The following is a 26,549-nucleotide window of genomic DNA, read 5'->3' as shown; positions in this document are numbered from 1 at the left end:
CTCCTTTCTGCGTCACATGTGCCGATAGCGTCGGGCGACCGGCCGGTGCTCGTCCCCGGAGAAGCGGGCGAACCGGTACGGATCGAGTTCGCCGGCCGGCCCGTCGCCACTCAGCTCGGCGGCCACCGCGCGGCCGATCGCGGGCGCCGCCTTGAAGCCGCCGCCCGAGGGCCCCAGCGCCAGGTAGACCCCGCCGGGCCCGGCCCGGCCGAGCACGGGTTTGCCGTCCGGGGTGTAGGACTCCCATGCCGACCCCGTCGCCGTGACGTCACGGTCCGCAAGCGCCGGAATGCGTTGCGCCACAAGGGTTCGAGCGTGGTCGGTGCGCACCGGGCCGGACGGCGTGTCCGGCGAGCCGCCGCGTTCGTTCATCGGCACGCGGTACAGCACTCCGTGGTCGCCCCAGGGCCGGAAGTACGTGCCGATCGTGTCGTCGATCGTGACGTCCACCCCCGGCAGGCCGACACCGTCCACCGCGGCCCAGCCGACGCGCCCGGTGGAAAGCGGGACGGTCACGCCGGTCGCGGCGAGCAGCCCGGCGCCCCAGGCGTTGGTGGCCAGGACCACCTCCGCCGCCGAGATCTCCCCGGTCGCGGTCCGCACGCCCCGCACCGAATCGCCGGAAACGACCAGGCTCTCCACCCGCGTGCCGGTGCGCACCTGCGCCCCAAGATCAACCGCTCGGTCCAGCAACGACTGGGTGGTCGCCACGGGATCCGCGTAGCCGGAGCGCGGTTCGACCAGTACCGCGGCGACGCCGTCGTACCGCAGGCCCGGCCGCTGCCGCGCGTACTCGCCGGGTTCGAGCAGCCGCGCCTCGATGCCGAGGACGTCCAGCTCCTTCACCGAAGTCGCGGCCACCGAGCGGTAGTCCTCGTCGACCAGCAGCGCGAACCCGGTGGCCCGGAAGCCGCAGTCGCCGCCGACCCGTTCCGCCCACTGCTCGAACACCGGCAGGCTGAGCGCGGCGAGCCGCAGGTCGGCGGGGTCGCTGTGGGTCAGCCGCACCTGGCCCGCCGACCGGGGAGTCGAGCCATTCCCCTGATCGCAGACCACCACGCGGATGCCCTGGCCGGCGAGGTGGAACGCGATGCTCGCGCCGATCACCCCGCCGCCGGCCACCACCACGTCGGCTGTGGTCACGAGACCGCGGTCCGGACGTGGGTTTCCCCGCCCCACCACAGGGCCAGCGCCAGCAGCGGTGCGTCGCTTTCGTTGACCAGCACGTGTTTCGTGTCCGGCGGGATGAGCACGGTGTCGCCGCGGCCCACGGTCGTGGTGTCGTCCCCGACCGTCATCCGGCCGGTGCCTTCGAGGAAGTAGAAGATCTCGGTCTCGCCGCCGGGGTTCACGTGCTCGGTCATCGTGTCGCCGGGGGCCACCCGGACCCAGGCGCCGCCTTCGTAGGGTTCGTCCTGCAGCCGGGTGAGCCGCTGGGCGTGCACGTTGTAGTCCGGTTGGAAGGTCAGGTCCGCCCGGTTGTCGATCAGCATCGGGTGTTTCCTCTCGGCGGTCAGCCGGCTACGGCTTCGGTCAGGATCTCCAGCGCGAGCCCGGCGGTTTCGTGGTCGATCGTGAGCGGCGGCAGCAGCCGCACGACCGCGTCGCCGCGTCCGCCGAGTTCGACGATCAGCCCCAGCCGCAGTGCGGCCTGCTGGATCGCCGCCGCTCGCGCCGGGTCGGGCGCACCGGTCAGCGGGTCGACGATCTCCATCCCGAGCATCAGCCCGACGCCCCGCACGTCCCCGATTTCCGGATGCCTCAGCGCGAGCGAGTCCAGGCCCGCGCGCAGCTGCTCGGCGCGGGCGGCGACGTTGCCCAGCACGTCGTCCCGTCGCATCACCTCGAGCGCGGCCACGCTGGCGGCGAAGGCGAGCTGGTGCCCGCGGAAGGTGCCGATGTGCGCGCCGGCGCTCCAGGTGTCGAGCCGCCGGTGGTAGAACATCACCGAAATCGGCAGGCCGATGCCGCCCGCCGCCTTGGACGCGAGCACCACGTCCGGCTCCAGCCCGTACCGCTCGAAGGCGAACCACGAGCCGGTGCGGCCGTAGCCGGTCTGGATCTCGTCGACGATCAGCGGCACGTCCAGCTCGCGCGCCAGCCGGGCGACCCTGGTGGCGAACGCCTGCGTCGCCGGGATCACGCCGCCTTCGCCCTGCACCAGCTCCAGCAGCACAGCGGCCGGCTTCGGGATCCCGCCGTGGGTGTCGCGGAGGCTGTTTTCCAGATATGTGGCGCAATTCGTGTCACAGCTGGTGGGCGTCAGCCCCAGCGGGCACCGGAAACAGTGGGAGTACGGGAAGAAGTGCGCGCCCGGCATCCCGCCGGGCACCGCCGCCTTCGGCCCGACCAGCCCGGTGACGGCCATCGCGCCGTGCGTCGAGCCGTGGAAGCCGCCCTGGAACGAGATGATGTCCGAGCGCCCGGTGTGGGACTTGCACAGCTTGAGCGCCGCCTCCACCGCGTTGGCGCCGGTCGGCCCGCAGAAGTGGATTTTGGTGGTGGACCGCATGGATTCGGGCAGCAGCGCCAGGTGCGCTTCGGTGAACCGGTCCTTGATCGGCGTCGGCAGGTCCAGGCCGTGCACCAGCTTGCCCAGCTGTTCCTCGACTGCGGCGACTACCTCGGGATGGCTGTGCCCGAGGGCGAGCACGCCGGCGCCGGCCAGGAAGTCGAGGAAGACGTTGCCGTCCACGTCTTCCACGTAGGCGCCCAGGCCCCGTTCGAGCGCGACCGGCAGCCGCCGCGGGTACGAGCGGGCGTTGGACTCGCGCTCCTCCTGCCGTGCCAGCAGTTCCGCCGATTTGGGGCCGGGGATCGCGGTGCGCACGTCCGGCCGCAGGCCGGCGCCGAGTGAGGTGCTCATGCCCCCGCCGCGGTCGTTTTGAGCGAGGTGAAGACCTTCGCGAGGCTTTCGGCGATGGTCGTCGCGCGCAGCGAAAGCAGGCTGAACGAGCCGGCGTCGCCGAGGCCGTGGGTCGTCTCGCAGAGCCCGTTGAGGTAGATCGGGGGCAGCGTGCCGCCCGGCGCGGCGCCGAGCTCGTACTCGCGCCCGACCATGGCGTGCCCGGACTCGGTGCGTCCCACCTTCGGCGCGATCCCGGACAGCACCGTGGGCAGGAACTGCTCGCCCTGCACGTCGGTCAGGTCGACGAAGCCGGTGGCGAGCACGATCGCGTCGAAGCGCTCCTGGTCGACGGTGCCGCGGTGCACCTCGCGCAGCCGCAGCGTGATCCCGTCCGGCTCGACCGCGCAGGACTCGATCGCCGTGTTGCGCACCAGCTTGATCCGGTTGTCGCCGTCGAGGCCCTGCTCGTACATCGTGGTGTACAGCGCCTGGATCACGTCGCTGTCGGCGGCCGAGTAGTTGGTGAAGCGCAGCTCCTCGGAGAGCTCTCGCTTGGACTGCTCGCTGCTGTCGTAGAAGTAGTCGATGAAGCTGGGGTAGAAGACCTCGTTGGTGAACGGGCTGAGGTCCTTCTGCCGGTACCCGAAGCCGCGCATGATGTTGTGCACCTCGGCACCCGGCACGTACTGCAGCCGTTTGTTCAGGTCGATGGTGAGCTCCACCGCGCTCTGACTCCCGCCGATCACGGCCACCCGGGGCCGCTCGATCCTGGCCAGCTCGCCGACCCGGTTGAGGTAGTCGGTCAGGTGGAACACCCGCGGGTCATCGACGCCCTGGAAAACGGCGGGAATGCGCGGGGCCCGGCCCGGCGCGACGACGGCGGCGCGCGCCCGGATCACCGAACCGTCGGCCAGCGTCGCTTCGACGAGGTCTTCGCCCGCTTCGGTGACCGTGTCCAGGGTCGTGACCGAGCTGCCGTAACGGACCTGGCCGGCGAACTGCTCGGCCGCCCAGATCACGTAACGCGCGTAGTCCTTGCGCAGCGGGAACGGCAGCCCGACGTTGAGGTACTCGAACAGCCGCTCGTGCTCGAAGAGATAGTTGAGGAACGTGTAGCGGCTGCGTGGGTTTCGCGGCAACGCGAGGTCCCGGACCGCGTTGTGCTGGATGTCGCTCCCGTCCAGCATCATCGCGGATTGCCAGCTGGGGCCCGGGCGGCGTTCGAGGAAGACCGCCGAGACATCGACGCCGAGTTCCTCGATCGCTATCGCGGTCGCGATGTTGGCCGGACCGAATCCAATACCAAGGACGTCTACATCCACTGTCTTTGTCACCAATCGGATTGATGCCGAAAAAAGGGCAGCACGCACTGCGGCGCCGGCGTGCTCGGGTGGAATCCTGGTTCGTGATCAGTTGGCTGCGGGCGTGAACGGCCCCAGTAGAAAAAGTGAACAATCGGGTGGCCCGGCGGTCGTCGCCGGCCGTCCGGCGGTTTCCACCCGTGCGCCCTGCTCTTCGGCGACCCGCTCGAGGGCGGCCAGGGTGGTCCGGTCGCGGTCGGGTACGGCCAGCTCCACGCGCCGGGCGCCGGCGCGGACCTGCCCGCGGATCGCCGTGGTCAGCAGCGACGTCCTGGCCTCGACCGTGTCGAAGTCCGGGAGCAGGGCGTGCTGGGCGATCACGTAGTCGCCGGGTTCGGCCGGACGGCGGTACCCGATGACGAAGCCGATCGGCCGCTTCCCGTCGGTGGCCACCAATGAAGTTCGCGGGAAGTCGCGAAAGAAGGTAAGATAATATCCAGTGCTATTACGGTATGCACCATTGTCCTGCACCGCGATGGACCGAATGGCCGGACTGTCGATCACGTCCGGAGCCCGATAATCGAACATCAGAAAGCACACCTTCCCCCTGCCTGCTTCGCCAGGCTAGCCAGGCACACTTGATCCTTTCAAGCGGACGGATTGGGGTTCACTCGGACAGTCTAGGGGTTGGGCCGGGTGGTTGCGGGTATTCGTCCGGTGACGTAACGACATTTATCGAAGTGATTGTGGAGTGAATTCCGATCACCGGACGGGGCTTGACATGCCCGGCCGGGCCTGGCAAGGATGGGCGACGGCCAATGGTTCAGGGGTGGGAACTTTGTGCGGGCTGAGGGGCGATGGAAAAAAGATCGTCGGCGGATCCGCCGCGGGTAGCAGAATGATCTTCGGGAAATCAAACGCGATTAATCGCGTTTCGACGATCCGGGCATTTCGGAGGCGAACGAGCGCATGAGCAACACTGCACGGCCGGCCGGCGGGGGCGCCGTCCGGTGAACTCGCTGACGTACTCGCCGCGCCTGGTCAAGGCACTCCCGCCGCTGGACGTGCGCGGCCGGGCCCTGAAGGCGTACGGCATCTTCGCGGACCCGGTGGACGCCGACACCCCGCCGTCGCCGGAGTGGCTGCGACAGCAGGTCGCCTCGGTGCTGCTCGAACCGCCGGAACCCGAGGACCACCCGGCCGGCTTCGTGATCCTGCACCGCGGCGGAGACGGCGACTACCTGCTGGTCAGCCAGTGGTTCGACGCCAACATGCTCAAGCACTGGGTGCGCGGCTCGGCCGGGGGCGCGGCGTTCGAGCCCCTGGCCGAACGGGCCGTGATCGCCTGCGTCTGGGAGCTCGAGGTGCTGAAGTTCGAGCGCGACGCCTGGGTCAAGACGGTGCTCGCGCGCGGCAAGCTCGACCAGGATTCGCTCGACGCGTACCTCGGCATGACTTTCTCGGGATGGGTATGAACCACGACATCAAAGTGCAGCCGATCGAACCCGGTCAGCTGGACGCGCTGCTGGAGCTGTGCCGCGAGCACGCGGTGTACGAAAAGGCGGATTTCCGCGAGGACGGCCAGGTCGGGCGCTGGCATACGGCGATGTTCTCGGAGCAGCCCGCGCTGCACGGCTGGATGGCGACCGACAACGGGGAGCCCTGTGGCTTCATGACCGTCACCGTCGACTTCGCCACCTGGAGCGCGAAGCCGTTCGCCTACCTGGATTGCCTCTACCTGCGCGAGCCCTATCGCCGGATGGGGCTCGGCCGCGCGTTCTTCGAGCGGCTGCGGGAATTCGCCGCCGCCCACCGCTGCGACTGGGCCGAATGGCAGACGCCGCCGGACAACGAACTGGGCATCGGCTTCTACCGGCGCATGGGCGCGACGGCCAAAGCCAAGGCCCGGTTCACCTACGAAATCGAGGGGCTGGACCTTTCGTGACGGAGATTTTCGTGGCGGAGAGCGTGGTTCCGGCGGCGTCACCGGCCTTGTTGCCGCCGTGGTCGCTCGACCCCGCCGACCGGGCCGCCCCGGCGCCCGCGCTCGGCGACCTCGTCCAGGCCGCGGCGAGCAACTGGCCGGACCGCCCGGCGGTCCACGACGGGCGCGGCGGGCTCACGTTCGCCGAGCTGGAGCAGCAAGCCCGGGCACTCGCGGCCTGGCTGACCGAAGCGGGCGTCCGCCGCGGTGACCGGGTGGCGATCCTGGCCGGGAAAAGCGCGCTGATGCCCGGCCTCGCCATCGGGATCTGGAAGTGCGGCGCCGTTTACGTCCCGCTCGACGCCGCGCAACCGGCCGCCCGGCTGACCGCCCTGCTCGACCGGCTGGAACCGCGGGCCGTGCTCGCGCTGGACGACCGGGATCCGGTGGTGACCGACGTCGGCTGGGCGGGCCGGACGCAGCTTGACGCGATCCTTGCGGGTCCCGCCCCGGAGCGGCCGGCCGTGGCGCACGAGCCCGAGGACACGGCGTACATCATCTTCACCTCGGGGTCGACGGGAACGCCGAAGGGCGTCGAGATCAGTGTCGCCAGCCTGGTCGCGTACTTCGGGAACCACAACGAAGTGCTCCGGTTCACGCCCGCCTCAAGGGTTTTCAGCCTGTCGCCGTTCCACTTCGACGTGTCGATCGAGGACACGCTGCTGCCGCTTTCGCTGGGCGCGTACGTCCACCAGTTCCGCGGCGTGCACGCCGGCGCGGTCATGCGCGCGGTCATCACCCGCGAGCGGATCACGCACCTGATCGCGGTGTCCACGCTGCTGACCATGATCACCGAAGGCGGGCGGCAGGTCACCCGGGAGAAGTTCCCCGGGCTGGAGATGGTGATGACCGGCGCGGAGGTCTGCGACCCCGGCGTGATCACCACCTGGAAGACCCAGCTGCCCGAGGTGCGGGTGATCAACGTCTACGGACCGACCGAGGCGACGATCGTCTGCGTCGCCCATGAGATCAAGCGAGCCGAACCGGAGCGCACCAGCTCGTACCCGATCGGCAAGCCCCTGCGCGGGGTGGCGGCACGCCTGGTGACGAACGGGGCCGAGGTCCGCGAGCCCGGCCAGGTCGGCGAGCTGTGGATCGGCGGCGAGCAGGTGATGCTGGGTTACTTCGGCCAGCCGGAGGAGACCGCCCGCCGCGTGGTCGAGGTCGACGGAGTCCGTTACTACCGCACGGGCGACCTGTGCAGTTACGACGAAAACGGCGACCTCGTGTTCCACGGCCGCAACGACGACGAGGTGAAGCTCGCCGGCCGCCGCATCCACCTGGGCGAGATCCGGCAGCTCGCGCTGGGCTGCCCGGGCGTCGGCCGGGCGGCGGTCGCGCTGGTCCCGCGCCGCGGCCGCGACGTGATCGCCCTCGTGGTGATGGCGCCGGACCAGGCGGTGCTGGCCGACGTCGAGCGGCTGCTGGCCGACCTGCTGCCCGAGTACATGCGCCCGGGCCTGGTCGCCTGGTCACCCGAGCTGACCGTGTCCTCAACCGGGAAGACGGACGAGAGCCGGCTGATGCGAAGGCTCGCCGAGGCGGCCCAGGATTCGAGCGCGAACCACTTTGTCCTGACGCCCGAAGGAAAAGCCGAGCCCAGCGATGGCTGAGCGGCTGCTGAACGCCGAGTTCGCGCGGCTGGCCGCCGCCCGGAAGCTGATGGCGGTGCCGGCGTCCACCGGTTCGCTCACGGTGGACCGGGCGAACGCCGAGCGGTGGATTTCGCGCTTCGGCGGCGCTGAGCCGGACGACGGCGCGTCGGTCGAGGCGGGCGCGCATTCGGTGCTCGTCCGGCCGGCGCAGGAAGCCGAGGCCGCCCCGCACGTCTTCTACATCCACGGCGGCGGAATGGTCTACTACTCGACCGACACCTTCCGGCCGTTCCTGCGCACGTTGGCGACCGCCTTGCACGCGCCGGTGGAGGCCTTCGACTACCTGAAGGCGCCAGAGTACGACGTCGAAGAGTCGGTGGCGCAGCTGGGAAAACACCTCGCGGCGCGGTGCGAAGAGCTGGGGGACCGGGAACTCGTCCTCGCCGGGGACAGCGTCGGCGGACTGCTGTCGCTCTACCTGAGCCTGCGGGTGCTGCCCGGCGTCTTCTCGCGCCTCGTGCTGATCTACCCGGTCCTGGACCTGCACACCGAGCGTGAGTCCTACCGGACGTTCGGGGAGGGTTACTTCCTCGACCGGGCCGCGATGCGGGGTTTCACCTCGATCCTCAGGCCGTTTTTCACCGGCCGCGCCTTCGATCCGTTCGTGTTACCGGAAATCGAGCTGGCCCGGCTGCCGGACTGCGCGCTCGTGACGGCGGGCTGCGACGTGCTGCGTGACGAAGGCATCGCCTGGGTGCGGCAGCTGGCCGAAGCGCCGATCACGGTGCGGCACCGGCAGTTCCCGGATCTCCCGCACGATTTCTGCCTGTACGCCGGGAAGCTGGCTTCGGCCCGGCGCGCGGTGGCCGAGATCGCCGGGACCGCGTTCCGGCTCGGCGTGACGGCCGAGGCCGGGCCAGTGAACCGATCTTGAGCAGACGAGCGGAGTGGCAGGGTTGAGAGCAGCGGTCAACACCGAGGCGGCGGCACTACCGCCGTGGTCGATCGATCCCGTGGACCAGGGCGGCCCGCCGCCCGCCCTCGGTGATCTGCTGGTGGCCCCGGCCCGCAAATGGCCGGACCGCACCGCGATCGCCGACGGCGACACCGATTACACCTTCGCCCAGCTCGAATGCGGCGCCCGGGCAGTGGCGGCCTGGCTGGCCGGGCAGGGGGTCGGCGCGGGGGACCGCGTGGCCGTCCTGGCCGAGAAACGGGCGGTCATGCCGCTGCTGGCCGTCGCCATCTGGAAACGCGGCGGCGTTTACGTCCCGCTCGACGCGGCCGAGCCGGCAGCCCGGCTGCGGGGACTGCTCACGCGCCTGCGGCCGTCGGTCGTGATCACGCTGGACGACCGGGACCTGGATGTTCCCGCCGTCCAGCTGGACGGGACTCAGCTGGCCGCGATCCTCGCCGGGCCAGTTGTGGACCACACCACCGTGGCCCATCAGCCGGAGCAGCCCGCGTACATCATCTTCGCCTCCAGCCCGACGGGCGAGCCCCAAGGCGTCGAGAACAGTCCAGCCGCGCTCTTCGCCTATTTCCGCAACCAGAACGAGGTTCTCCGTTACGCGTCGGCGTCCCGGGTGCTGAGCCTGGCGCCGTTCCACGTTGATGTGTCCTTCTTGGACACACTGCTTCCGTTGTCGCTGGGTGCTTTTGTGCACCAGTTCCGCGGGCTGCCCGCCGGCGCGATCATGCGCGCGGTGCTCGGCCGCGAGCGCATCACGCACCTGGTCGCGGTCTCGATGCTGCTGGCCATGATCACCGGGGACGGGCGGCAGCTCACCCGGGCCAAGCTGCCCGCCATCGAGGTCGTGCTGACCGGAGCCGAGGTTTGTGCTCCCGGCGTCCTGGCCATGTGGAAGCACCAGCTGCCCCAGGCCCGGATCGTGCACGCGTTCGGCCCGCCGGAGGCCACCGTCTTCTGCCTGAATTACGAGGTCCCGCAAGGGGATCCGGACCGCGCGTACCCCGTCGGACGGCCGCTGCGGGGCATGCGCGCGAAGATCGTGCAGGACGGGGCCGAACTCCACGAACCCGGGGCACAGGGCGAACTCTGGGTCGGCGGCGACCAGGTCATGCTCGGCTACTTCGACCACCCCGGGGAGACCGCCCGTCTCGTGGTGGAGGCGGACGGGACGCGTTACTTCCGGACCGGTGACATCTGCAGCTACGACCCGGACGGCGAGATCGTGTTCCACCGGCACGACGACCCGGAGATCGTGTCGCTGGCGGGCCGTCGTACACACCTGGCTGAGCTTCGGCGGGTCGCCTTGGCGTGCCCCGGCGTCGAACGGGCTGTGGCGGCCATCGTCCCGCGCAACCGTCGTGACGTCCTCGCTCTTGTTGTTGTGGCCCAAGAGCATCAGGCCGTGGCCGAGGTCGAGGCGCTCCTGCCCGATCTGCCCCAGTACCTGCGACCAGCACTGATCGCGTGGTCGCCGGTCACGGAGTTCGACGCATCTGCCCTGATCGATCGGCTCACGGTCGCGGCGCAGCAGTCGGCCTCCAGTCATTTCGTCCTGGCGGCCGACGGGGCCGCCGAGCCCGTAGCGAAGGGGGAGTAATGCCCGTAGCGGTGAAAGACCAGATCGCCGAGAACCTCGAGGCGGCGCTGGGCACTCCGGTGGACCTCGAGCCACTGCCCGACGACACGCCGCTGAACACCCTCGGCCTCGACTCGCTGCTGACCATCGGCGTCCTGGTCGCGCTCATGGAGGACTGGGGCGTCGACCTGGGCGAGCACGCGGACTCGCTGGTCACCCCCAGCACGCTGGGCGACCTCTACGCGCTCGCCGAACGCTTCGCCGCCGCCGAAGCCCCGACCCCGAACGGAAGTGACATGTCCCGGGAGTTACGTTCGCAGCTGGACTTCTACCAGGAGAAACTCGCCTACGAGATCGACTCCGCGGATCTGAAGACCGCGCTCGACCAAGGCCAGGAGCTGGTGGTCGTCGACGGCCGCAGTGCCGAGGCGTACGCGCACGAGCACATCGCCGGCGCGATCAGCATCCCGCACCGCTCGATCTCCGAGGAGCTGCTGGACGGGCACTCCAAGGAACCGCTGTACGTCGCCTACTGCGACGGTATCGGCTGCAACGCCTCCACCAAGACCGCGATCAAGTTCGCCACCTCGGGCTTCCGGGTCAAGGAGCTGATCGGCGGCCTGGACTGGTGGAAGCGCGACGGCTACCCGACCGAGGGGCACGCCGCGCACCGCGAGGCCCACGACCAGGTCGACTGCGGCTGTGCCGGCTGAGGAGAAGGTGGACGAGCAGTGAGTACCCCGATTTCCGACGATTCGCAGCTGGACGTCGCCGTGGTGGGCGGGAGCATCGCCGGCTGCACGGCCGCGATCCGCTTCCGCCAGCTGGGGCACCGGGTCGCCGTCTTCGACAAGAAGACCATGGACGACCGGTTCTACAAGCGGCTCTGCACGCATTTCATCCAGCCGCACGCGGTGCCGGTCCTGGCCGAGCTGGGGCTGGCCCACCTCTACGAAGCCGATTACTCGGTGCCCACCAAGGCGGTTTTCGTCACGCCGGGCGGGCTCGTGGAGGGGCCGGGCAATTATCTTCCCGGCGACCAGGATCTGTTCGCGCTGAACCTGGAACGGCGGGTGCTCGACCCGGCCCTGCGAACGGCCGCGCGCGAGCAGGGCGTCGAGTTCGCCGACGGCACCAGCGTGGAGAAAATCGAAGAAGACGATTTCGGCTGGAGCCTGCACACCCGCGACGAAACCGGGTCCCGCGTCTTCCGGGCCCGGCTGGTGGTGGCCGCGGACGGGCGCCGTTCGCGGCTGGCCAAGGAACTCGGCAACCCGGCCGAATCGCGGCCGAACGAGCGCGCGGCCCTGTTCGGTTATTTCTCCGGAATCACGACCCGGCCGGACCGCCGTTCGGTGTTCATCATGAACGAACGGGACCTGGCCTGCGTTTACCCGCTGGTCGACGGCCGGACCCAGCTCGTGCTCTTCGCGGAGAAGTCGCGGGTCGAGGGCTGGGGCAGCACAGAAGGCCGGCTGCCGCAGTTTTTGGAATATTTCGACAGCCTGCCGGACGCGCCGTCGATGGGCGACGCGGTGCTCGAGGACGGCTTGCTGGGCTACAGCGACTACCCGAGCCAGATCCGCCAGGCAGTGGCCGGCTCGATCCCGTTCGTCGGGGACGCGGCGCTGTCGCTGGACCCGATGAGCGGCGTCGGCTGCGGGTTCGCGCTGGTCTCGGCCGATTTGCTGGCGCGCTCGTTCACCGGCCGGTCACTCGACAAGACCGGGCTGGTCGCCGGATTGGCCGAATACCGGCAGCAGCTCGAAGAGGTCCTGCTGCCGCACGCCGAAGGAATATGCGTGGATTCCCTGGTCGACAAAAATGCCGCGTCGCGGCTGCGAATGTTCAAGACTATCAGCGCGAACCCGGACCTGAGCCAGCAGTATCTGGCGCTCACCGGACGAATGCTGCTGCCGGGTGAATTCCAGCGGTTGCTCATGCGCGCGATGATGACGCGCCGTACCGCTCCGCTTAAGCTGTAGCCCGAAAAACGCTTCTGGGGTCAACAGCTTCACCACGGAGGGGAACGTATGCGATTCAGGCCGCTGGCCAAGGCGCGATCGTCGGCCGGAGCGACGTTCGGCGGCCTGCCGTCCGGTTTCTGGTGGCTCTGGGCCGCGCAGCTGATCAACCGCGTGTGCGGTTTCGTGATGCCGCTGCTCGCGTTCTACGTCACCGACGAGCTGCACTACAACGCGGCGTTCGCCGGTGCGGTCGTGGCGGCGATCGGGATCGGGTCGCTGGTGGCCGGGCCGTTCGGCGGCATCCTGGCCGACTGGCTCGGCCACCGGCCGACGCTGGTCGGCGCCCAGGCCGCCACTGCGGTCGCGATGGTCCTGCTCGCGTACGCCCGTTCGCCGTGGACCCTGCTGGTCGGGGCTTTTGTCGTCGGCGTGGTGAACAACGCGACGCGGCCGGCGCACAACGCGCTGATCGCCGAGGTGGTGCCCAGCAAGGACCAGGCCCGGGCGTACTCGCTCAACTTCTGGGCGATCAACCTCGGGTACTCCGTCGCGATGCTCTCGGTCGGCCTGGTCGTGTTCACCGGCTACACCGCGCTGTTCTGGCTCAACGGCGCCACCATGCTGATCAGCGCCCTGCTCGTCGCGCTCCGGGTGCCCGGCCGCGGCCGGACACCCGCGCCGGCTGACGCGGACGGCAACAGCGGCGGCGGGTTCGGCGCCGTCCTGCGAGATCGCGCTTTCGTGGCGTTTGTCATCGCCGAGTTCCTGGTGCTCACGATCCTCTACCAGTCCGAAAGCGGCCTGCCGATCGCGATGGGCCGGGACGGGTTCTCGCCCAGCACGTTCGGCCAGGTGGCCGCGCTCAACGGGATCGTGATCGCGGTGGCGCAGCTGCCGCTCACCCGGCTGTACAAGCGTTTCCCGGAATCACGGGTGCTGGCCGGCTCGTCGGCGCTGATCGGGCTGGGCTACTCGGTCCTGCTGCTCGGCCACTCGCCGTGGATCTACGGGGCGTCCATCGTCGTGTGGACCCTGGGCGAGATCGGCAACACCCCGACCAGTTTCGCCATCGTGGCGCGGATTTCGCCGGAGCACCTGCGCGGCCGGTACCAGGGCCTGTTCCAGGTCGCCTGGACGGGCTCGCTGGTGGTGGCGCCGCTGGTCGGCGGAGCGGTGATCAATGCCTGGGGCGCGGCCCCGCTCTGGATCGGCTGCCTGGTCGTCGGCGCGGTGGCGGCCGCCGCGCAGTTCCGCATCGGCACCCGGCTCAGCCGGCGCGCCGAACCCGCTGCGGCCGCCGAACCCGCGGCGTCTGCCGGTCCCGCTGCGCCCGCCGAGCCGACGCGCGAGCTGACTCCGCCGTGAGGGCCGCGTTCCGCCGGCGCCGTAGCTCACCGGCCGACCCCGGCCGCCACCGCCGATGGGCGGCAGCGGGTTTTGGGGCGGAACAACCGAGCCGGACCGCACCGCACGAAAATCGACTGGAGGACCTGTGGTGAATCTCGAGGGCGACCGCCGCCCCGCGCTGATCGTGATGAGCGACATCGCGGCGCTGGCCCGCCAGCACAGCCTGATCACCGATATCGCCGGGCGCGGGCTGACGCCGCTGGTCATCGTCGGGCCGTCGACCGACCTGGCGAAGCTGACCGCGTACATCGGCGACCCGGCGCACCCGCTGTCGCGGATCGCGGCCGTCCGCAAGCTGCCCGGCCCCGCCATCGACGGCGTGCTGGCCTCGGTGCAGGACTGGGTCGAGGACTTCGACGTGCGCGGGGTGATCTGCAGCGGCGAGGTTTTCGTCGATCCCGCCGGGACTTTGGCCGAGGCGCTGGGCCTGCCCGGGCCCGGCGCGTGGGCGGCCCGGGTGTGCCGCGACAAGGTGATGCAGCGCGTCATCCTGCGTGACCACAGCCCGGCGTCGCGCGCTTTCGCCCCGCACGCACGGGATTCCGCGAAGTCCGACGTGTACCCGTGCGTGGTCAAGCCGGCAGGCCGGATGTTCAGCTCGGGCGTCTTCCGGGTCGCGAACGAGGCCGAGCTGCGTGCCGCGTTGTCCGTCTACGAGCCGGACGAGACGATCCTGGTCGAGGAACTCGTGACCGGGCGGGAGTTTTCGGTTGAGGCGCTGGTCCACCGCGGCGAGGTGGTGTGGAGCGGCGTGACCGGCAAGCTGACCAACGAGGACAGCGGCCCGTACTTCACCGAAATCGGCCACACCAGCCCCGCGAACGTGCCGCTCGCCGAGTCGGCCGCGCTGGTCGAGGCGAACACCGCGATCCTGAAGGCGCTGAGGTTCGGCAGCGGGATCACGCACGCGGAATTCCGCCTGCAGGACGGGCGCCCGGTGCTGATGGAGATCGCCGCCCGCCTCCCCGGCGACGCGATCATGATGATGTGGCACCTGGCCACCGGCCGCGCCTTGGAACCGGCGATGGTCGACCTGGCCCTCGGCGTGCGCCCCGAGCAGCCCGCCCCTTCGCGACGCGCGGTGCAGCGTTTCGTCGAACACCACCCCGGCCTGCTGACGGACGTGCGGTACGCGGGGGAGCCGGTGTCCTGGATCGCGGAAGACGGCTACTGGCCGGCCGTGGTGCCCTCGTCGGCGGACGCCCCGGCCCGCTGCGCGTCGGTGATGGTCGGCCTCACCCGAGGCACCCGCCTCGGCACCTTGAACGACTCGAACGGCCGGTCCGCCTGCGTGGTCGTCGACCTGCCGCTGGCCGCTGATCCCGAGCCCGAGGTCGCCACCCACGTGAGCCAGGTCGAGCTGACCATCGAGGCCGGTTGAGCTTCGCCGCGCCACGGCGGATCGCGTTCGCCGTGGCGCGGCGAAACCTCACTTGTCCGCGGTCAGCTTGCCCGCGATGCCCCAGCTGTCGGTCGGGACTTCCTGGATCCACACCTGCACCGACTCGGCCGGCACGGCGAGGGATTCCACGAACGCGTCCGTGATCCGCTGCACCAGCTCGCGCTTGAGCTCGACGGTGCGCGGACCCTGCTGGACGGTGACGATCGGCATTGGCGTTCTCCTTGGTGTCACGGGGTTTTCGGACTGGCACCAGTCCAGCCGAAGAACCCGCCGCGACCAAGGCGCAGTCCGGGATCGCAGCGATCAGCGATCGTGATCGCAGGCGCGCAGCAGCTCGTCCAGGCACCACGGCGGGCTGCTCGCCGAGACCGCGAGCAGGGTGGGCATCCGGATCGGCCGCGTGGTCCGGCGGAAGGCGACCCGCGGTGAGGGCAGCCGGCGCGCGTGGGACTCGTAGGCCACGGTCCAGCTCGCCGGACCGGAGCCGACCGCGGCCAGGGTGTCCTGCATCGTCGTGAACGGCGGGCCGAACACCGGCGTGAACCCGGCCTCCCGGCAGGCCGACAGCACCAGGTCGTGCAGCGGCGCGTTGCGGGAATGCCCGGCCAGCCGCAGCGGCAGACCGGCCAGCTCGGCCAGATCGACCGAAGCGGCGTCGGCCAGCGGGTGGTCGATCGGCAGCGCGACGGTGAGCTGGTCCAGCCACAACGGGATCAGCCGCAGCCCGGGGCTCTCGGTGATGCCCCGGACGAACGTCGCGTCGAGCTCGTGCGCCCGCACCTGATCCAGCCGGGCCCGGGTCGGCGCCGACACCAGTTCCACGCTGTACCCGGCCAACGCGGCCAGGACCTGGTCCAGGTGATCGCCCAGCCCGTCGCTGGTGCCCAGCCGCAGGGTCGCGCCGTTGGCCCCGGCCGCGTCCGCGATCACGGCCCTGGCCCGGTCCGCCGCGGCCAGCACCGCGTGGGCCTCGGGCAGCAGCAACCGCCCGGCCGGCGTCAGCCGCACCGTGCGCGGCGTGCGGTCGAACAGCTCGGCCCCCAGTTCCCGCTCCAGCCGGCGAATCTGCTGGCTCACCGCGGACTGCACGATGTGCAGGCGCCCGGCGGCCCGGCCGAAGTGCAGCTCCTCGGCGACCGTCACGAAGTAACGCAGCTGACGCAGTTCCACCGGCACAGTCAACCGCACCGGCCCCGGCCGAACCCAGCCGGTTACGCCTTGACGAGCTGCTTTCTCACCAGGCTTTCGGCGGTCGCGATGATGGCCTCCTCGGGTTTGCGCGGCTGCCAGCCCAGCACGCGGCGGGCCTTCTCGCTGCTCGGCTTCCGCGCGAAGCCGAGATCCGGGACCACCGAACGGAATTCCTTGAGGAACACCGAAGCGATCCGGACCGCGATGTCCGGAATGGACCGGCTCGGCACGCGCTGCGCCGCGTCGCCGAGATTTCCTTTCAGGACGGCGCCGATCTGCTTGAGCGAAATCGCCGGCCCGCTCGAAACGAGGAAACGCTGCCCGGCGGCAACGGGCGTGAATGTGTGCAGCGGACGTCGACGATCGGGATCCACACCCATCGCCGGTCCCATGACCGCGACGGGCAGGATCGTGGCGAGTTCCGTCGCACCGCCCTCGGCGGCGATGAAGTCCCATACGGCGCGCTCGGCGAGCGTTTTTCTCTTGGTGGACGGAGTGACGCCGGGTCCATCGAGGACAGTCCAATCGTCCTCGGTGAATTCGTGGTCCGTATGCGCGTAGCCATAAGCGACCGCGTGGAACGCCGAGGTCAGGACAACCCGCTTGACGCCGCCGTCACGGGCCACGTGCAACACGCCATTGCGTCCCTCTCTCCGTGATGCGCTGCCGGTAATCCTTCCGGCCGCCAGCGCCCCGTGCCAGTGCCCCGGTGATCCTGGGGGTGAGAGGACCAGGCGAGCGCCGGTCACGCGGATTATCGTGAGAATATGACCGACGAGCCGAATCTGCTGGGCGATTACCTCCGCGCCCGCCGTGAGCTGCTCACCCCGGAGCAGGCGGGCATTCCCGTGCTCGGGGTGCGGCGGGTGCCGGGCTTGCGGCGCGAAGAGGTCGGCATGCTGGCCGGGATCAGCGCCGACTATTACCTGCGCCTGGAACAGGGCCGCGACCGCAATCCTTCGCGGCAGGTTCTCGAGTCCATCGCCCGCGTGCTGCAGCTCGACGACGACACCACGGCTTACCTGATCGGCCTCGCCGGCCCCAAACCGGCCCGTCCGCGGCGGCCCCGCAAGGAGAAGGTCCCGCCGGGCATCGTCAAGTTCCTGACGGCGGTCTCGCTGCCCGCGTTCGTCGAGGGCCGTTATCTCGACGTTCTCGCCGCCAACCCGCTGGCCGCGGCGCTCTCGCCGCGCCTGGTGGCGGGAGCGAACCGGCTGCGTGACGTGTTCCTCGATCCGGCCGAGCAGGCCCTGTTCGTGGACTGGGAGCTGGCGTCGCAGGGCCTGGTCGCCGGGTTCCGCCAGTCCGTCGGCACCACCATCGACGATCCCCGGTTCATCGAGCTGGTGGGGGAGCTTTCCCTTGCCAGCCCGCGGTTCCGGCAACTGTGGGCACGCCACGACGTGGCGAGCCGGCGCGGGGCGAGCATGCGGTTCGACCATCCTCAGGTCGGTGCCCTCACTCTGAACCGGGAGAAGCTGGCGGTCAGTGAGGCGCCGGGGCTGATGCTCGCGGTCTACCACCCGGACCCCGGCACCGATTCGGCCGACAAGCTGGCGCTGCTCGGTTCCGCCCTGCTGGCCCCGGCCGAGCCCCGCGACTTGACCGCCGGTGAGCGGGATCGGCGCGCGCAGAAGTGATTCTCTCCCAGTAACAATCCATAGTGGACATTCATCCCCGGCCATCGAAAGGGAACACTCCGCATGAGCAAGCTGGCACTGGTCACCGGGGCCACCTCCGGAATCGGCAAAGCCTTCGCCGAACGACTGGCCGACGACGGTTACGACCTGGTGGTCGTCGGCCGGCGGCAGGAGCGGCTGGCCGAGTTCGCCGCCGCCCACACCCAGGTCAAGGTCCGCACCCTGGCCGCCGACCTCTCCACCGACGCGGGCATCAACACCGTCGCCGAGGTCTGCTCCGGCGAGCCGCTGGACCTGCTGGTCAACAACGCGGGCGTCGCCCATTACATGCCGCTCGCCGAGCTGCCCGCCGAAAAGGCCCGCGAACTGGTCAACGTCAAGGTCCTCGCGCCGACGCTGCTCGCCCGCGCCGCGGTCGGCGGCATGGTGGAGCGGGGCCGGGGCGCCATCATCAACGTGGCGGGCATGATCGCGTTCAGCGGGCCCGCGTCGCATTCGCAGATGCCCCGCCGCGCCGTTTACGCCGGGACTCTCGCGCACCTGGTCGCGATGTCGCAGACCCTCAGCGCCGAACTCGAAGGCACCGGCGTCCAGGTCCAGGTCGTGTGTCCCGGTGTGGTCGCCACCGAATTCCACGAGCGCCAGGGGATGGACCTGAGCGCCGTCCCGCGGATGAGTGCCGGCGATCTCGTCACCGCCGCGCTGCGAGGGCTGGAACTCGGCGAGGTCGTCTGCGCTCCCGGCGTCGAGGACGCGAGCCTCCTCGACGCCGTCTTCCACGCCGATCTGGCCGCTTTCGCCGGGCAGAGCCCGGAACTCGCCACCCGCTACCGGACCAGCTGACGGCGGGCGCAGGAAAGGCGCGGTCCACCCCTCCGGGAGATTTTCTGATGGAGTTGTCGGATCCGGGCCGCGTCGTTCGTAGCCAGGGTGAGGGGCCGCCCACGAGGGCGCGGCCACGACCACAGGAGGCCGACCGATGTCGCACCCCCAGGCGAAGACCCACCGGATGTCCGAGTTCACCGAGTCGATCGGCACCGTCACCTTCTCCGGCATCCCGAACGAGGGATTCCTGGCCCTCGGCATGCGCAACTACTGGGACGGGTACTTCGCGGGCCGCGCGGCGCCGCTGGGGCTGGCCCCGGCCGAGGTGGTGCACGCGGTCTTCTACAACTTCGCCGACGGTGAGGTCGCGCGCCACATCCCGTGGGTCTGGGGCAAGACCACCCCGGAGGAGGCGATCGCCGTGCGTGAACGGGGGAGCGCCGCCGCCCTGCGTCAGATGATCGGGGACCTCGCCGACTCGTCCGGCCTGGCGCGGGCCGCCGACCTCGCCACTCGCGCCGCGGTCAGCGCACCGATCGAGGGCCGGGCCCTGTACGCCGGCCTCCGGGCGCTCGCCGTTCCCGAGGAGCCGGTCGCCCGCCTCTGGCACGCGGCGACGCTGCTGCGCGAGCACCGCGGGGACGGCCACAACATCGCCCTGGCCGCCCACGGCATCGGCGGCACCGAGGCCCACGTCCTGTGCGCGCTCGCCCACGGAATGCGGCCCGAGGAGTTCGGCCGGATCCACCACCTGCCCAAGCCCCAGCTGGCCGCCGTCATCGACGGTCTGCGCGACCGCGGCCTGGTCAACGCCGCCGGCGGCTTCACCGACACCGGCCGCGCGACCAGGGAACGAATCGAGACCCTGACCGACGAACTGGCGGCACCGGCGTACGACGTCCTCAGCGTGGCCGAACTCGACGAGCTGATCGCTGGCCTCGAACCGATCTGCGCGGCGGTGGACGCCGCCGGCGACTGAGCGGCCACCTCAACGCGACGGCCACGGCCTTCGGTTCGGCCAGCGAGGTTGACGCTCTCCGGCTCTGCCACAGACACGACCTTGAGGTGGGTGACCTGCGGCTTGGCCACTGGCTCGGCGGACGGCGGCGATCTCAGACTCCGTCACCGGCTCGGTCAGCGAGGTCGACGGCTGTCGACTCGGCCACGGTCATCGAGCGGACGACCTTGGGCTCTGCCACTGGTTTGGCCAGTGGGGTGGCGGTCTTCGGCTCGGTCAGCGGGGCGGGGATCGCTGGCTTGACCGCTGCCTTGACCTCGCGGTGGGGGCCTCCGGCTTGGCTGCCCCGGTGGGTGGCGTTCGGCTGGCTGCTGGGGGTGGGTCGCTTCCGGCTTGGCTGCCCCGGTGGGTGGCGTTCGGCTGGCTGCTGGGGGTGGGTCGCTTCCGGCTTGGCTGCCCCGGTGGGTGGCGTTCGGCAGGCTGCTGGGGGTGGGTCGCCTCCGGCTTGGCTGCCGGGTGGGCGGTGTTCGGCTGGGCTGCTCGGGGTGGATCACCTTCGGTTCGGTGACTGGCTCGGCGATCGAAGCGGAAGACCGTCGGCTCGGCCGGTGAGGGGAGCAGGTCGTGGCGCCGAGGCACAGCCCGGATCCGGCTCAGTCGGCCACCCGGCGCCGAAGCTCCGTCCACGCGGCGCCCGGCGAAGGCAGCTCACCGATCCGCGCCGCGACCGCACGTGCGGCGGCCCGATAGCCCGGGTCGTCGAGCACGGTGGTGAGGGCCTTGCCGAGGACCCTTTCCGCGTCCTCCGGCGGTACGACGAGCGCGGCGCCGGTCACGGCGGTGCGGTCGGCGACGAGGGATTGGTCGTAGACCATGGGCACGATGACCATCGGCAGGCCGCGGCTCAGCGTCCCGGCGACGGTGCCGGCACCGCCCGCGGTGATGACCGCGTCGACGTCCTCGAGCAGGTCGGCCAGCGGGGTGAAGCCGACGAAACGAACGTGCGCGGCGGCCGGTACGGCGTCGGTGGTGACCAGGATTTCGGCGTCCACTTCGGACAGTCCGGTCAGCAGGCGCCGCAGGTGCACGGCCGGGTCCGCCTCTGTGCCGAGAGTCAGCAACACCCGGGTCCGGCCGTCACCCAGCGGGGCGCGCGGCTCGGCACCCGGTGGCCGATAGGGCTGCGGGCGCACCGCGATCTCGTCCTCGGCCGCCACCTCGTCGCCCGTGCGCAGCACCGGCGGCAACGGTTCCAGGCACGCCACCCGGGGAGCCAGCGTCAGCCCCATGGCCTCGGCCCGGGCGGCCAATTCGTCGAGCCAGGCCCGGGTGAATTCCGGCGGCATCGAAGTCGTGACGTTGTGTCTGGCCCACGGCACACCCACCGCCGCGGCGACCAGCGGGGCCACTACGTCGACAAAATCCGCGACGACGAGGTCCGGCCGGAACTCCTTCGCCACGGCGAGCACCGCGTCGTAAGACAGGTCGACGCGCGTGCCGCCGAGCAACCCGACCAGCCAGGCGACGTCGGACAGCGAACTCCGGCTCGGCTCACCGGACCGCCGCTCGTGCTCGGCGCGCAACTCCGCACTCGTCGCGCCGGCCGCGAAGAAATCCAGATCCCCGACGGCGCCGGCCATCGAATCCGCCGTGGTGACAGCAACTTCGTCCCCGGCAGCCCGCGCCGCCACCGCGAGCGGCAGCATCGGCAGCAGGTGCCCGTACACGGGTATTCCGGTGAAAAGAACACGCATGCCTCGACCCTAGGGCAGAGCCCGGCGTCACTGTTCGTCTTGCAGCACCGCGGAGGGCCACCGTCCACCGTGGACGGCCGCGCGGATCTGGTCGACCAGCGCGCGGGCGACGACTTCGACCGCGGGTGGCACCCGACCCGTCCGAGGGGTGCCCAGCACGATCGAACGGCGGACTTCCGGCGCGCACAACGGCGCCGCGCTGAGGGTGCTGCCGTCGAGGTCCCCCGCGATGCCGACGGCGGGCAGGATGGTCCAGCCCTGGCCGCTGCGGACGAGCTGTTTCTGCAGGCTCATCGAGTTGGTCTGGATCGCCGTGTCGAGTTCGGCGCCTGCGCGCCGGGCGGCGCCGGTGATCAGCGCGTGCAGTCCGTGGCCCGGCGACGGCATGATGATCGGGTGCGCGGCGACCTCGGCGAACCGCACCGGCTCCTGCGGATCGAGGCCGCAGTCGGCCGGGGCGACCGCCCACAGTTGCTCGCGGACGAGCGGCGTCGCGTTCAGCGACGGCGAGCCGGTCAGGTTGTACAGCAGGCTCAGGTCGAGATCGCCGTCGTCGAGCCACTGTTGCAGGTGGCCGGAGTACGCCGTTTGAACGCGCAGCTCGATGCCGGAGTGGTCGCGCAGCACCGCGCGGGCCAACGGTTCGGCCAGCAGTTCCGCCGCGCTTTCGAGCAGTCCGACGGTGACGATCCCGGTGACCGCCCCGGTGGCCGGCGTCAGCTCGGCGCGGGCCCGGTCGAGCTCGGTCAGCGCCCGCCGGGCCCGGTCGGCCAGTGACGCGCCGGCCTTCGTCGGCCGCATGCCCTGGTGCGTCCGGTCGAACAGCGGCACCCCGAGTTCGTGCTCGAGCGCCCGGATCTGCCGGGTCACCGCCGGCTGGACCAGGTGCAGCAGCTCGGCAGCCCGGGTCACGCTGCCGGTCTCGACCACGGTCACCAGCGCCTTGAGCTGCTTGAGGTCCATCGGTCCCATCCCGCCCGAGCATGGGGGCATCACAGATTGCTATTTCCCTCGAAGGGTCATTCCACTTCATGATAGATCGGGAAGGGAGCGTCGTGATGGACGGATTGACCCAGGAGGAAACCGAGATCGTCGCGCTGGTGGGCGAGTTCGTGGACAAGGAGGTCCGGCCGGTCGCGCAGGACCTGGACCACGCGAACACCTACCCGGAGCAGCTGATCGACCGGATGAAGGCGATGGGCGTGTTCGGCCTGGCGATCCCGGAGCCGTGGGGCCAGGCCCAGGTTTCGGCGCAGTGTTACGCGGCGGTCACCGAGGAGCTCGCGCGCGGCTGGATGAGCCTGGCCGGCGCGATGGGCGGCCACACGGTCGTGGCCAAGCTGCTGGTGGCCTTCGGCACGCGGGAGCAGCAGGACGCCTACCTGCCGCGGATGGCGACCGGCGAACTCCGCGCGACGATGGCGTTGACCGAGCCCGGCGGCGGTTCGGACCTGCAGGCACTGCGGACCACCGCCCGGCGCGAAGGCGGCGAGTACGTGGTGAACGGGTCGAAGACGTGGATCACCAACGCCCGCCGTTCGGGGCTGATCGCCTTGCTGTGCAAGACAGATCCCGCCGCCCAGCCGGTCCATCGGGGCATCAGCATCCTGCTCGTCGAGCCGGGCCCCGGCTTCCACGTGTCCCGCGACTTGCCCAAACTCGGTTACAAGGGCGTCGAAAGCTGCGAGCTGGCGTTCGACGACTTCCGGGTGCCGGCGTCCGCGCTGCTGGGCGGCGAGGAGGGCGAGGGCTTCGCGCAGATGATGCGCGGACTGGAGATCGGCCGGATCCAGGTGGCCTGCCGGGCCCTCGGCGTCGGCCGGGCCGCGCTCGAGGATTCGCTGCGGTACGCGCAGGAACGCGAGACCTTCGGCAAGCCCATCTGGTTGCACCAGTCGATCGGCAACTACCTCGCCGACATGGCCACGAAACTCGAGGCCGCCCGGCAGCTCGTGCACTACGCCGCCCGCCGCTACGACTCGGGCGAGCGTGCGGACATGGAGGCGGGGATGGCGAAACTGTTCGCGTCCGAGACCGCGATGGAGGTCGCGTTGAACGCCATGCGCATCCACGGCGGTTACGGCTATTCGACCGAGTTCGACATCGAGCGGTATTTCCGGGACGCGCCGCTGATGATCGTGGGCGAGGGCACCAACGAGATCCAGCGCACGGTGATCGCGCGGCAGCTGGTCAAGCGGCACAGCCTGCGAGCCCGGTGATGCACCACCCGCTTGACGGCATCACGGTCGTCGCGCTCGAACAGGCCGTCGCCGCGCCGTTCGCGACCCGGCAGCTGGCGGACCTCGGCGCCCGGGTGATCAAGGTCGAACGTCCGGGCGCCGGTGATTTCGCGCGGGGCTACGACCGGACCGTGCACGGCCAGTCGAGCTACTTCGTGTGGCTCAACCGGGGCAAGGAAAGCGTCGAGCTGGACATCAAGCGCGACCGCGGGTTGCTCGACGCGTTGCTGGACCGCGCGGACGTGGTCGTTCAGAACCTCGTGCCCGGCGCCGTCGAACGGCTGGGCTTGGACGCCGAGACGCTGCGGGCGGCGCGGCCCGAGCTGGTGCATTGCTCGATCTCGGGTTACGGCTCGACCGGGCCGTACCGCTCGAAGAAGGCGTACGACCTGCTTGTGCAATGCGAGACCGGCCTGGTTTCGTCCACCGGCACGCCGGACGCCCCGGCGAAGGCGGGCATCTCCATCGCGGACATCGCCACGGGAATGTATGCCTACAGCGGGATTCTCACCGCGTTGTACGACCGCGAACGCACCGGGCAGGGGGCGAGCCTGCAGGTGGCGATGCTCGACGCCTTGGGGGAGTGGATGAGCCAGCCGGCCTACTTCTCCCGTGACGGCGGCGAAGAACCGCGGCGGACCGGCGCGCGGCATCCGTCGATCGCCCCCTACGGTCCTCATCGGACCCGGGACGGCTCGGTGTTCTTCGGCGTCCAGAACGATCGTGAGTGGACGGTGCTGTGCCGGGACATCCTGGGCCAGCCGGAATTGGCCGAGCGGTTTCGCAGCAATGACGAGCGCGTCGCGCACGTCGACGAGCTCACGTCGATCATCGAGGCGGTGTTCAAGACGCTCGACGCCGTGCAAGTGGTCGACCTCCTGGACCGGGCCGGCATCGCCAACGCCCGGCTGCGCACCCCCGCCGAGTTCACCCGGCACCCCCAGCTCGCGGCGAGGCAGCGGTGGCGCCGCGTCGACATCCCCGGCGGCACCGTTGACGCCCTGCTCCCGCCGGTCGTCGGCTGGGAGCCGGTGATGGGCGCGGTCCCGGCGCTGGGCGAGCACACCGAGGCGATCCGGGCGGAGTTCCAGCGATGATCGAGCACACCGAATTGATCCAGCCCGAGCCCGCCCGCGCGCTGGGCGCGCTGCTGGACGTACCCGTCCCTGATTTCGACGCCGGCGAGGGCCTTCCCTTGCTGTGGCACTGGTTCTACCTGCTCGACCGGCCCGCGCAGGCCGACCTCGGCCCGGACGGCCATCCGGTGCGCAACGCCGTGCTGGAGCCGCCCGCGCCGGGCCGTCGGCGGATGTGGGCGGGCGGCCGCGTGCGCGCCCGGGGCTCGCTGCGGTGCGGCGAACCCGCCACCCGGCGTTCGGCGGTGCTGTCCACTCAGGACAAACAAGGCCGGTCGGGACCGCTGACCTTCGTCACGGTGGGGCACCAGATCCTGCAGTCCGGGCGCATCGTCGTCGACGAGGAGCAGGACATTGTGTACCGCCCCGCGACCGGCTCGGTGACCGCTCCGGCGGACGGCGCGGAAACTCCCCCGGCGGACGGCGAATGGCCGATCGAGATCACGCCGACCCTGTTGTTCCGGTTCTCCGCCTTGACCTACAACGCCCACCGCATCCACTTCGACCGTGATTACGCGCGGGGTGTCGAGGGATATCCGGGTTTGCTCACACACGGCCCGCTGCAGGCGCTCGCGATGGCCGAGGCCGCCCGCGCCCGCGGCTGCACGGGTGATCTCGTGTTCGAATACCGGCTCGTCTCGCCGTTGTTCGATCAGCAGGGCATGATCGTGTCGGCCGAAGTGGGGCCGGAGTCGGTCACAACGGCGGTGCGGGACCGTTACGGCCGCCAGACCGCCACCGGGACGCTGAGGAGCGAGGCAACGTGAATGTAGCGGCGGCGCGGTCTTTCCTGTTCGTCCCGGGCCACCGCCCGGATCGATTCGCCAAGGCCGAAGCCGCCGGTGCCGACGTCGTCGTGCTGGATCTGGAAGACGCCGTCGGCGCCGAACTCAAGGCCGAGGCCCGCGAAAACGTGCTGGCCTGGCTGGAGGCCGGCCACGAGGCGGTGGTGCGGATCAACGCCGCGGACACGCCGTGGTTCACCGAGGACGTTGCGGTGGCCGGTGTGCTGGCGACCGCGGTGATGGTGCCCAAGGCCGAGGATCCCGACGTGCTCGGGCAGCTCTCGGACGTGGCAATCATCCCGTTGCTCGAAACGGCGCTGGGCATTGCCCGGAGCGTGGACCTGTGCGGTGCGCCGGCAGTGATCCGCGCCGCCTTCGGCAGCGTGGACCTCGCCGCGGAACTGGGCGTGGACCACCGCTCCCAGGACGCACTCCGCCACGCGCGGTCCGCCGTCGTCCTGGCCGCCGCGGCCGCGGGCCGACCGGCCCCGATCGACGGCGTGACCACCACCCTCGACGACGAAGGTGCGCTGACGGCGGACATCGAGGCGGCGATCACGCTGGGGTTCAGTGGAAAGCTGTGTATCCACCCGCGCCAGGTCGACCCCGTGAACCGCGCCTTCACCCCCTCGGACGCCGACGTGCAGTGGGCGCGTGACGTCCTGGCCGCCTCTACCGGCGACGGGTCCGTTGTCGTCCTCAATGGACAGATGGTCGACCGGCCGGTCTTGTTGCGTGCCGAGCGAATCCTCGCTCGCGTCGCGGCGCACTGAATCTTTCATCGCAGTTATCGAAATTGCCAATGAGTGAGCGTTTGAACGCGCGCACTTGAGTATCACCGCGCGAGTCATTGGCATCGTCAATCGCAGTAATTGACAGCGTTTATTTTGCTGTGTACCGCTTTTTCCGGCTCGTGGGTACAGTCGCCGAGGTCTGGACCGGTGAATCCGGTCGTAATCCCGGTGAC

General features: G+C 70.4%; 26 protein-coding genes. 16 read left to right on the top strand and 10 right to left on the bottom strand.

Annotated elements, in window-relative coordinates; genetic code table 11:
• Nucleotides 1-12: 12 nt before the first annotated feature.
• From OG371_RS00965 to OG371_RS00945, 5 genes are all read right to left on the bottom strand, one after another.
• Nucleotides 13-1,143: an NAD(P)/FAD-dependent oxidoreductase gene (locus tag OG371_RS00965; protein WP_329064538.1), complete on the bottom strand. Its 1,131-nt coding sequence runs from the start codon at nucleotides 1,141-1,143 to the stop codon at nucleotides 13-15.
• Entirely contained in the window at nucleotides 1,140-1,493 is a 354-nt protein-coding gene (locus OG371_RS00960; protein ID WP_329064536.1) for a cupin domain-containing protein, read from the bottom strand. Before OG371_RS00960 ends, OG371_RS00965 begins: the two co-directional genes overlap by 4 nt.
• Nucleotides 1,494-1,513: 20 nt before the next feature.
• The gene (locus OG371_RS00955) at nucleotides 1,514-2,866 is read right to left on the bottom strand and encodes a diaminobutyrate--2-oxoglutarate transaminase family protein (RefSeq protein ID WP_329064534.1); all 1,353 of its coding nucleotides are present in this window, start codon (nucleotides 2,864-2,866) and stop codon (nucleotides 1,514-1,516) included.
• Nucleotides 2,863-4,182, bottom strand: a complete 1,320-nt coding sequence (locus OG371_RS00950; protein WP_329064532.1) for a lysine N(6)-hydroxylase/L-ornithine N(5)-oxygenase family protein — start codon at nucleotides 4,180-4,182, stop codon at nucleotides 2,863-2,865. The genes OG371_RS00955 and OG371_RS00950 overlap by 4 nt, the downstream gene beginning before the upstream one ends.
• A 75-nt stretch (nucleotides 4,183-4,257) precedes the next feature.
• The gene (locus tag OG371_RS00945) at nucleotides 4,258-4,737 is read right to left on the bottom strand and encodes a hypothetical protein (RefSeq protein WP_329064530.1); all 480 of its coding nucleotides are present in this window, start codon (nucleotides 4,735-4,737) and stop codon (nucleotides 4,258-4,260) included.
• A 422-nt stretch (nucleotides 4,738-5,159) separates the two neighbouring features.
• On the opposite strand from OG371_RS00945, the gene OG371_RS00940 reads away from it, so the two are divergent.
• The 9 genes from OG371_RS00940 (at nucleotide 5,160) to OG371_RS00900 (ending at nucleotide 15,032) form a co-directional block, all read left to right on the top strand.
• A complete protein-coding gene (locus OG371_RS00940) occupies nucleotides 5,160-5,624 on the top strand; it encodes a hypothetical protein (RefSeq protein ID WP_329064528.1) in 465 nt (154 codons plus the stop codon).
• Nucleotides 5,621-6,094 carry a GNAT family N-acetyltransferase gene (locus tag OG371_RS00935; RefSeq protein WP_329064526.1) on the top strand — a complete coding sequence of 158 codons (474 nt, stop codon included), beginning with the start codon at nucleotides 5,621-5,623 and terminating at the stop codon, nucleotides 6,092-6,094. Before OG371_RS00940 ends, OG371_RS00935 begins: the two co-directional genes overlap by 4 nt.
• Nucleotides 6,091-7,746 carry an amino acid adenylation domain-containing protein gene (locus OG371_RS00930; RefSeq protein WP_329064524.1) on the top strand — a complete coding sequence of 552 codons (1,656 nt, stop codon included), beginning with the start codon at nucleotides 6,091-6,093 and terminating at the stop codon, nucleotides 7,744-7,746. Before OG371_RS00935 ends, OG371_RS00930 begins: the two co-directional genes overlap by 4 nt.
• The gene (locus tag OG371_RS00925) at nucleotides 7,739-8,662 is read left to right on the top strand and encodes an alpha/beta hydrolase (protein WP_329064522.1); all 924 of its coding nucleotides are present in this window, start codon (nucleotides 7,739-7,741) and stop codon (nucleotides 8,660-8,662) included. The genes OG371_RS00930 and OG371_RS00925 overlap by 8 nt, the downstream gene beginning before the upstream one ends.
• Nucleotides 8,663-8,684: 22 nt before the next feature.
• Entirely contained in the window at nucleotides 8,685-10,298 is a 1,614-nt protein-coding gene (locus tag OG371_RS00920) for an AMP-binding protein (protein ID WP_329064520.1), read from the top strand.
• Nucleotides 10,298-10,990 carry a rhodanese-like domain-containing protein gene (locus OG371_RS00915; protein ID WP_329064518.1) on the top strand — a complete coding sequence of 231 codons (693 nt, stop codon included), beginning with the start codon at nucleotides 10,298-10,300 and terminating at the stop codon, nucleotides 10,988-10,990. Before OG371_RS00920 ends, OG371_RS00915 begins: the two co-directional genes overlap by 1 nt.
• An 18-nt stretch (nucleotides 10,991-11,008) precedes the next feature.
• Nucleotides 11,009-12,262, top strand: a complete 1,254-nt coding sequence (locus OG371_RS00910; RefSeq protein ID WP_329064516.1) for an NAD(P)/FAD-dependent oxidoreductase — start codon at nucleotides 11,009-11,011, stop codon at nucleotides 12,260-12,262.
• Nucleotides 12,263-12,310: 48 nt separating this feature from the next.
• Entirely contained in the window at nucleotides 12,311-13,609 is a 1,299-nt protein-coding gene (locus OG371_RS00905; protein WP_329064514.1) for an MDR family MFS transporter, read from the top strand.
• 130 nt (nucleotides 13,610-13,739) lie between these two features.
• Nucleotides 13,740-15,032: an ATP-grasp domain-containing protein gene (locus OG371_RS00900; protein WP_329064512.1), complete on the top strand. Its 1,293-nt coding sequence runs from the start codon at nucleotides 13,740-13,742 to the stop codon at nucleotides 15,030-15,032.
• A 48-nt stretch (nucleotides 15,033-15,080) separates the two neighbouring features.
• Here the strand turns inward: OG371_RS00900 and dmpI are convergent, their stop codons facing one another.
• The 3 genes from dmpI to OG371_RS00885 form a co-directional block, all read right to left on the bottom strand.
• Nucleotides 15,081-15,284: a 4-oxalocrotonate tautomerase DmpI gene (dmpI, locus tag OG371_RS00895; RefSeq protein WP_329064510.1), complete on the bottom strand. Its 204-nt coding sequence runs from the start codon at nucleotides 15,282-15,284 to the stop codon at nucleotides 15,081-15,083.
• Between the two features lie 72 nt (nucleotides 15,285-15,356).
• A complete protein-coding gene (locus tag OG371_RS00890; protein ID WP_329064508.1) occupies nucleotides 15,357-16,223 on the bottom strand; it encodes a LysR family transcriptional regulator in 867 nt (288 codons plus the stop codon).
• A 41-nt stretch (nucleotides 16,224-16,264) separates the two neighbouring features.
• Nucleotides 16,265-16,870 carry a hypothetical protein gene (locus OG371_RS00885; RefSeq protein ID WP_329064506.1) on the bottom strand — a complete coding sequence of 202 codons (606 nt, stop codon included), beginning with the start codon at nucleotides 16,868-16,870 and terminating at the stop codon, nucleotides 16,265-16,267.
• Between the two features lie 141 nt (nucleotides 16,871-17,011).
• Here OG371_RS00885 and OG371_RS00880 point away from each other — a divergent pair, with 141 nt between their 5' ends.
• The 3 genes from OG371_RS00880 (at nucleotide 17,012) to OG371_RS00870 (ending at nucleotide 19,688) form a co-directional block, all read left to right on the top strand.
• Nucleotides 17,012-17,884, top strand: a complete 873-nt coding sequence (locus tag OG371_RS00880; RefSeq protein WP_329064504.1) for a helix-turn-helix domain-containing protein — start codon at nucleotides 17,012-17,014, stop codon at nucleotides 17,882-17,884.
• 63 nt (nucleotides 17,885-17,947) lie between these two features.
• Complete coding sequence (locus OG371_RS00875; protein ID WP_329064502.1) at nucleotides 17,948-18,727, top strand: SDR family NAD(P)-dependent oxidoreductase; 780 nt, start codon at nucleotides 17,948-17,950, stop codon at nucleotides 18,725-18,727.
• Nucleotides 18,728-18,863: 136 nt separating this feature from the next.
• The gene (locus OG371_RS00870) at nucleotides 18,864-19,688 is read left to right on the top strand and encodes a MarR family winged helix-turn-helix transcriptional regulator (RefSeq protein ID WP_329064500.1); all 825 of its coding nucleotides are present in this window, start codon (nucleotides 18,864-18,866) and stop codon (nucleotides 19,686-19,688) included.
• A 632-nt stretch (nucleotides 19,689-20,320) separates the two neighbouring features.
• On the opposite strand, the gene OG371_RS00865 is transcribed toward OG371_RS00870, so the two are convergent.
• Nucleotides 20,321-21,421 carry a glycosyltransferase gene (locus OG371_RS00865; RefSeq protein WP_329064498.1) on the bottom strand — a complete coding sequence of 367 codons (1,101 nt, stop codon included), beginning with the start codon at nucleotides 21,419-21,421 and terminating at the stop codon, nucleotides 20,321-20,323.
• A 27-nt stretch (nucleotides 21,422-21,448) separates the two neighbouring features.
• Nucleotides 21,449-22,393 (bottom strand): LysR family transcriptional regulator, encoded by a 945-nt coding sequence (locus OG371_RS00860; protein ID WP_329064496.1) that lies wholly within the window; start codon nucleotides 22,391-22,393, stop codon nucleotides 21,449-21,451.
• 86 nt (nucleotides 22,394-22,479) lie between these two features.
• Here OG371_RS00860 and OG371_RS00855 point away from each other — a divergent pair, with 86 nt between their 5' ends.
• From OG371_RS00855 to OG371_RS00840, 4 genes are read left to right on the top strand one after another with little or no spacing between them, the layout of a single operon-like run.
• A complete protein-coding gene (locus OG371_RS00855) occupies nucleotides 22,480-23,640 on the top strand; it encodes an acyl-CoA dehydrogenase family protein (protein WP_329064493.1) in 1,161 nt (386 codons plus the stop codon).
• Entirely contained in the window at nucleotides 23,640-24,758 is a 1,119-nt protein-coding gene (locus tag OG371_RS00850; protein WP_329064491.1) for a CaiB/BaiF CoA transferase family protein, read from the top strand. The genes OG371_RS00855 and OG371_RS00850 overlap by 1 nt, the downstream gene beginning before the upstream one ends.
• A complete protein-coding gene (locus tag OG371_RS00845) occupies nucleotides 24,755-25,564 on the top strand; it encodes an FAS1-like dehydratase domain-containing protein (RefSeq protein ID WP_329064489.1) in 810 nt (269 codons plus the stop codon). Before OG371_RS00850 ends, OG371_RS00845 begins: the two co-directional genes overlap by 4 nt.
• A complete protein-coding gene (locus tag OG371_RS00840) occupies nucleotides 25,561-26,355 on the top strand; it encodes an HpcH/HpaI aldolase/citrate lyase family protein (protein WP_329064487.1) in 795 nt (264 codons plus the stop codon). Before OG371_RS00845 ends, OG371_RS00840 begins: the two co-directional genes overlap by 4 nt.
• Nucleotides 26,356-26,549 lie beyond the last annotated feature (194 nt).

The sequence above is a fragment of the Amycolatopsis sp. NBC_01480 genome, from assembly GCF_036227205.1.
Lineage (GTDB): Bacteria > Actinomycetota > Actinomycetes > Mycobacteriales > Pseudonocardiaceae > Amycolatopsis.
Note: the sequence above shows the minus strand (reverse complement) of the source record. Positions and strands in the feature narration are given on the sequence as shown.

Coding starts and splice junctions, on each gene's coding strand:
- OG371_RS00960 (WP_329064536.1), bottom strand. CDS start 1,493: ATGCTGATCGACAACCGGGCGGACCTGACCTTCCAACCGGACTACAAC.
- OG371_RS00955 (WP_329064534.1), bottom strand. CDS start 2,866: ATGAGCACCTCACTCGGCGCCGGCCTGCGGCCGGACGTGCGCACCGCG.
- OG371_RS00945 (WP_329064530.1), bottom strand. CDS start 4,737: ATGTTCGATTATCGGGCTCCGGACGTGATCGACAGTCCGGCCATTCGG.
- OG371_RS00935 (WP_329064526.1), top strand. CDS start 5,621: ATGAACCACGACATCAAAGTGCAGCCGATCGAACCCGGTCAGCTGGAC.
- OG371_RS00925 (WP_329064522.1), top strand. CDS start 7,739: ATGGCTGAGCGGCTGCTGAACGCCGAGTTCGCGCGGCTGGCCGCCGCC.
- OG371_RS00915 (WP_329064518.1), top strand. CDS start 10,298: ATGCCCGTAGCGGTGAAAGACCAGATCGCCGAGAACCTCGAGGCGGCG.
- OG371_RS00905 (WP_329064514.1), top strand. CDS start 12,311: ATGCGATTCAGGCCGCTGGCCAAGGCGCGATCGTCGGCCGGAGCGACG.
- OG371_RS00880 (WP_329064504.1), top strand. CDS start 17,012: ATGACCGACGAGCCGAATCTGCTGGGCGATTACCTCCGCGCCCGCCGT.
- OG371_RS00875 (WP_329064502.1), top strand. CDS start 17,948: ATGAGCAAGCTGGCACTGGTCACCGGGGCCACCTCCGGAATCGGCAAA.
- OG371_RS00870 (WP_329064500.1), top strand. CDS start 18,864: ATGTCGCACCCCCAGGCGAAGACCCACCGGATGTCCGAGTTCACCGAG.
- OG371_RS00865 (WP_329064498.1), bottom strand. CDS start 21,421: ATGCGTGTTCTTTTCACCGGAATACCCGTGTACGGGCACCTGCTGCCG.
- OG371_RS00860 (WP_329064496.1), bottom strand. CDS start 22,393: ATGGGACCGATGGACCTCAAGCAGCTCAAGGCGCTGGTGACCGTGGTC.
- OG371_RS00855 (WP_329064493.1), top strand. CDS start 22,480: ATGGACGGATTGACCCAGGAGGAAACCGAGATCGTCGCGCTGGTGGGC.
- OG371_RS00850 (WP_329064491.1), top strand. CDS start 23,640: ATGCACCACCCGCTTGACGGCATCACGGTCGTCGCGCTCGAACAGGCC.
- OG371_RS00845 (WP_329064489.1), top strand. CDS start 24,755: ATGATCGAGCACACCGAATTGATCCAGCCCGAGCCCGCCCGCGCGCTG.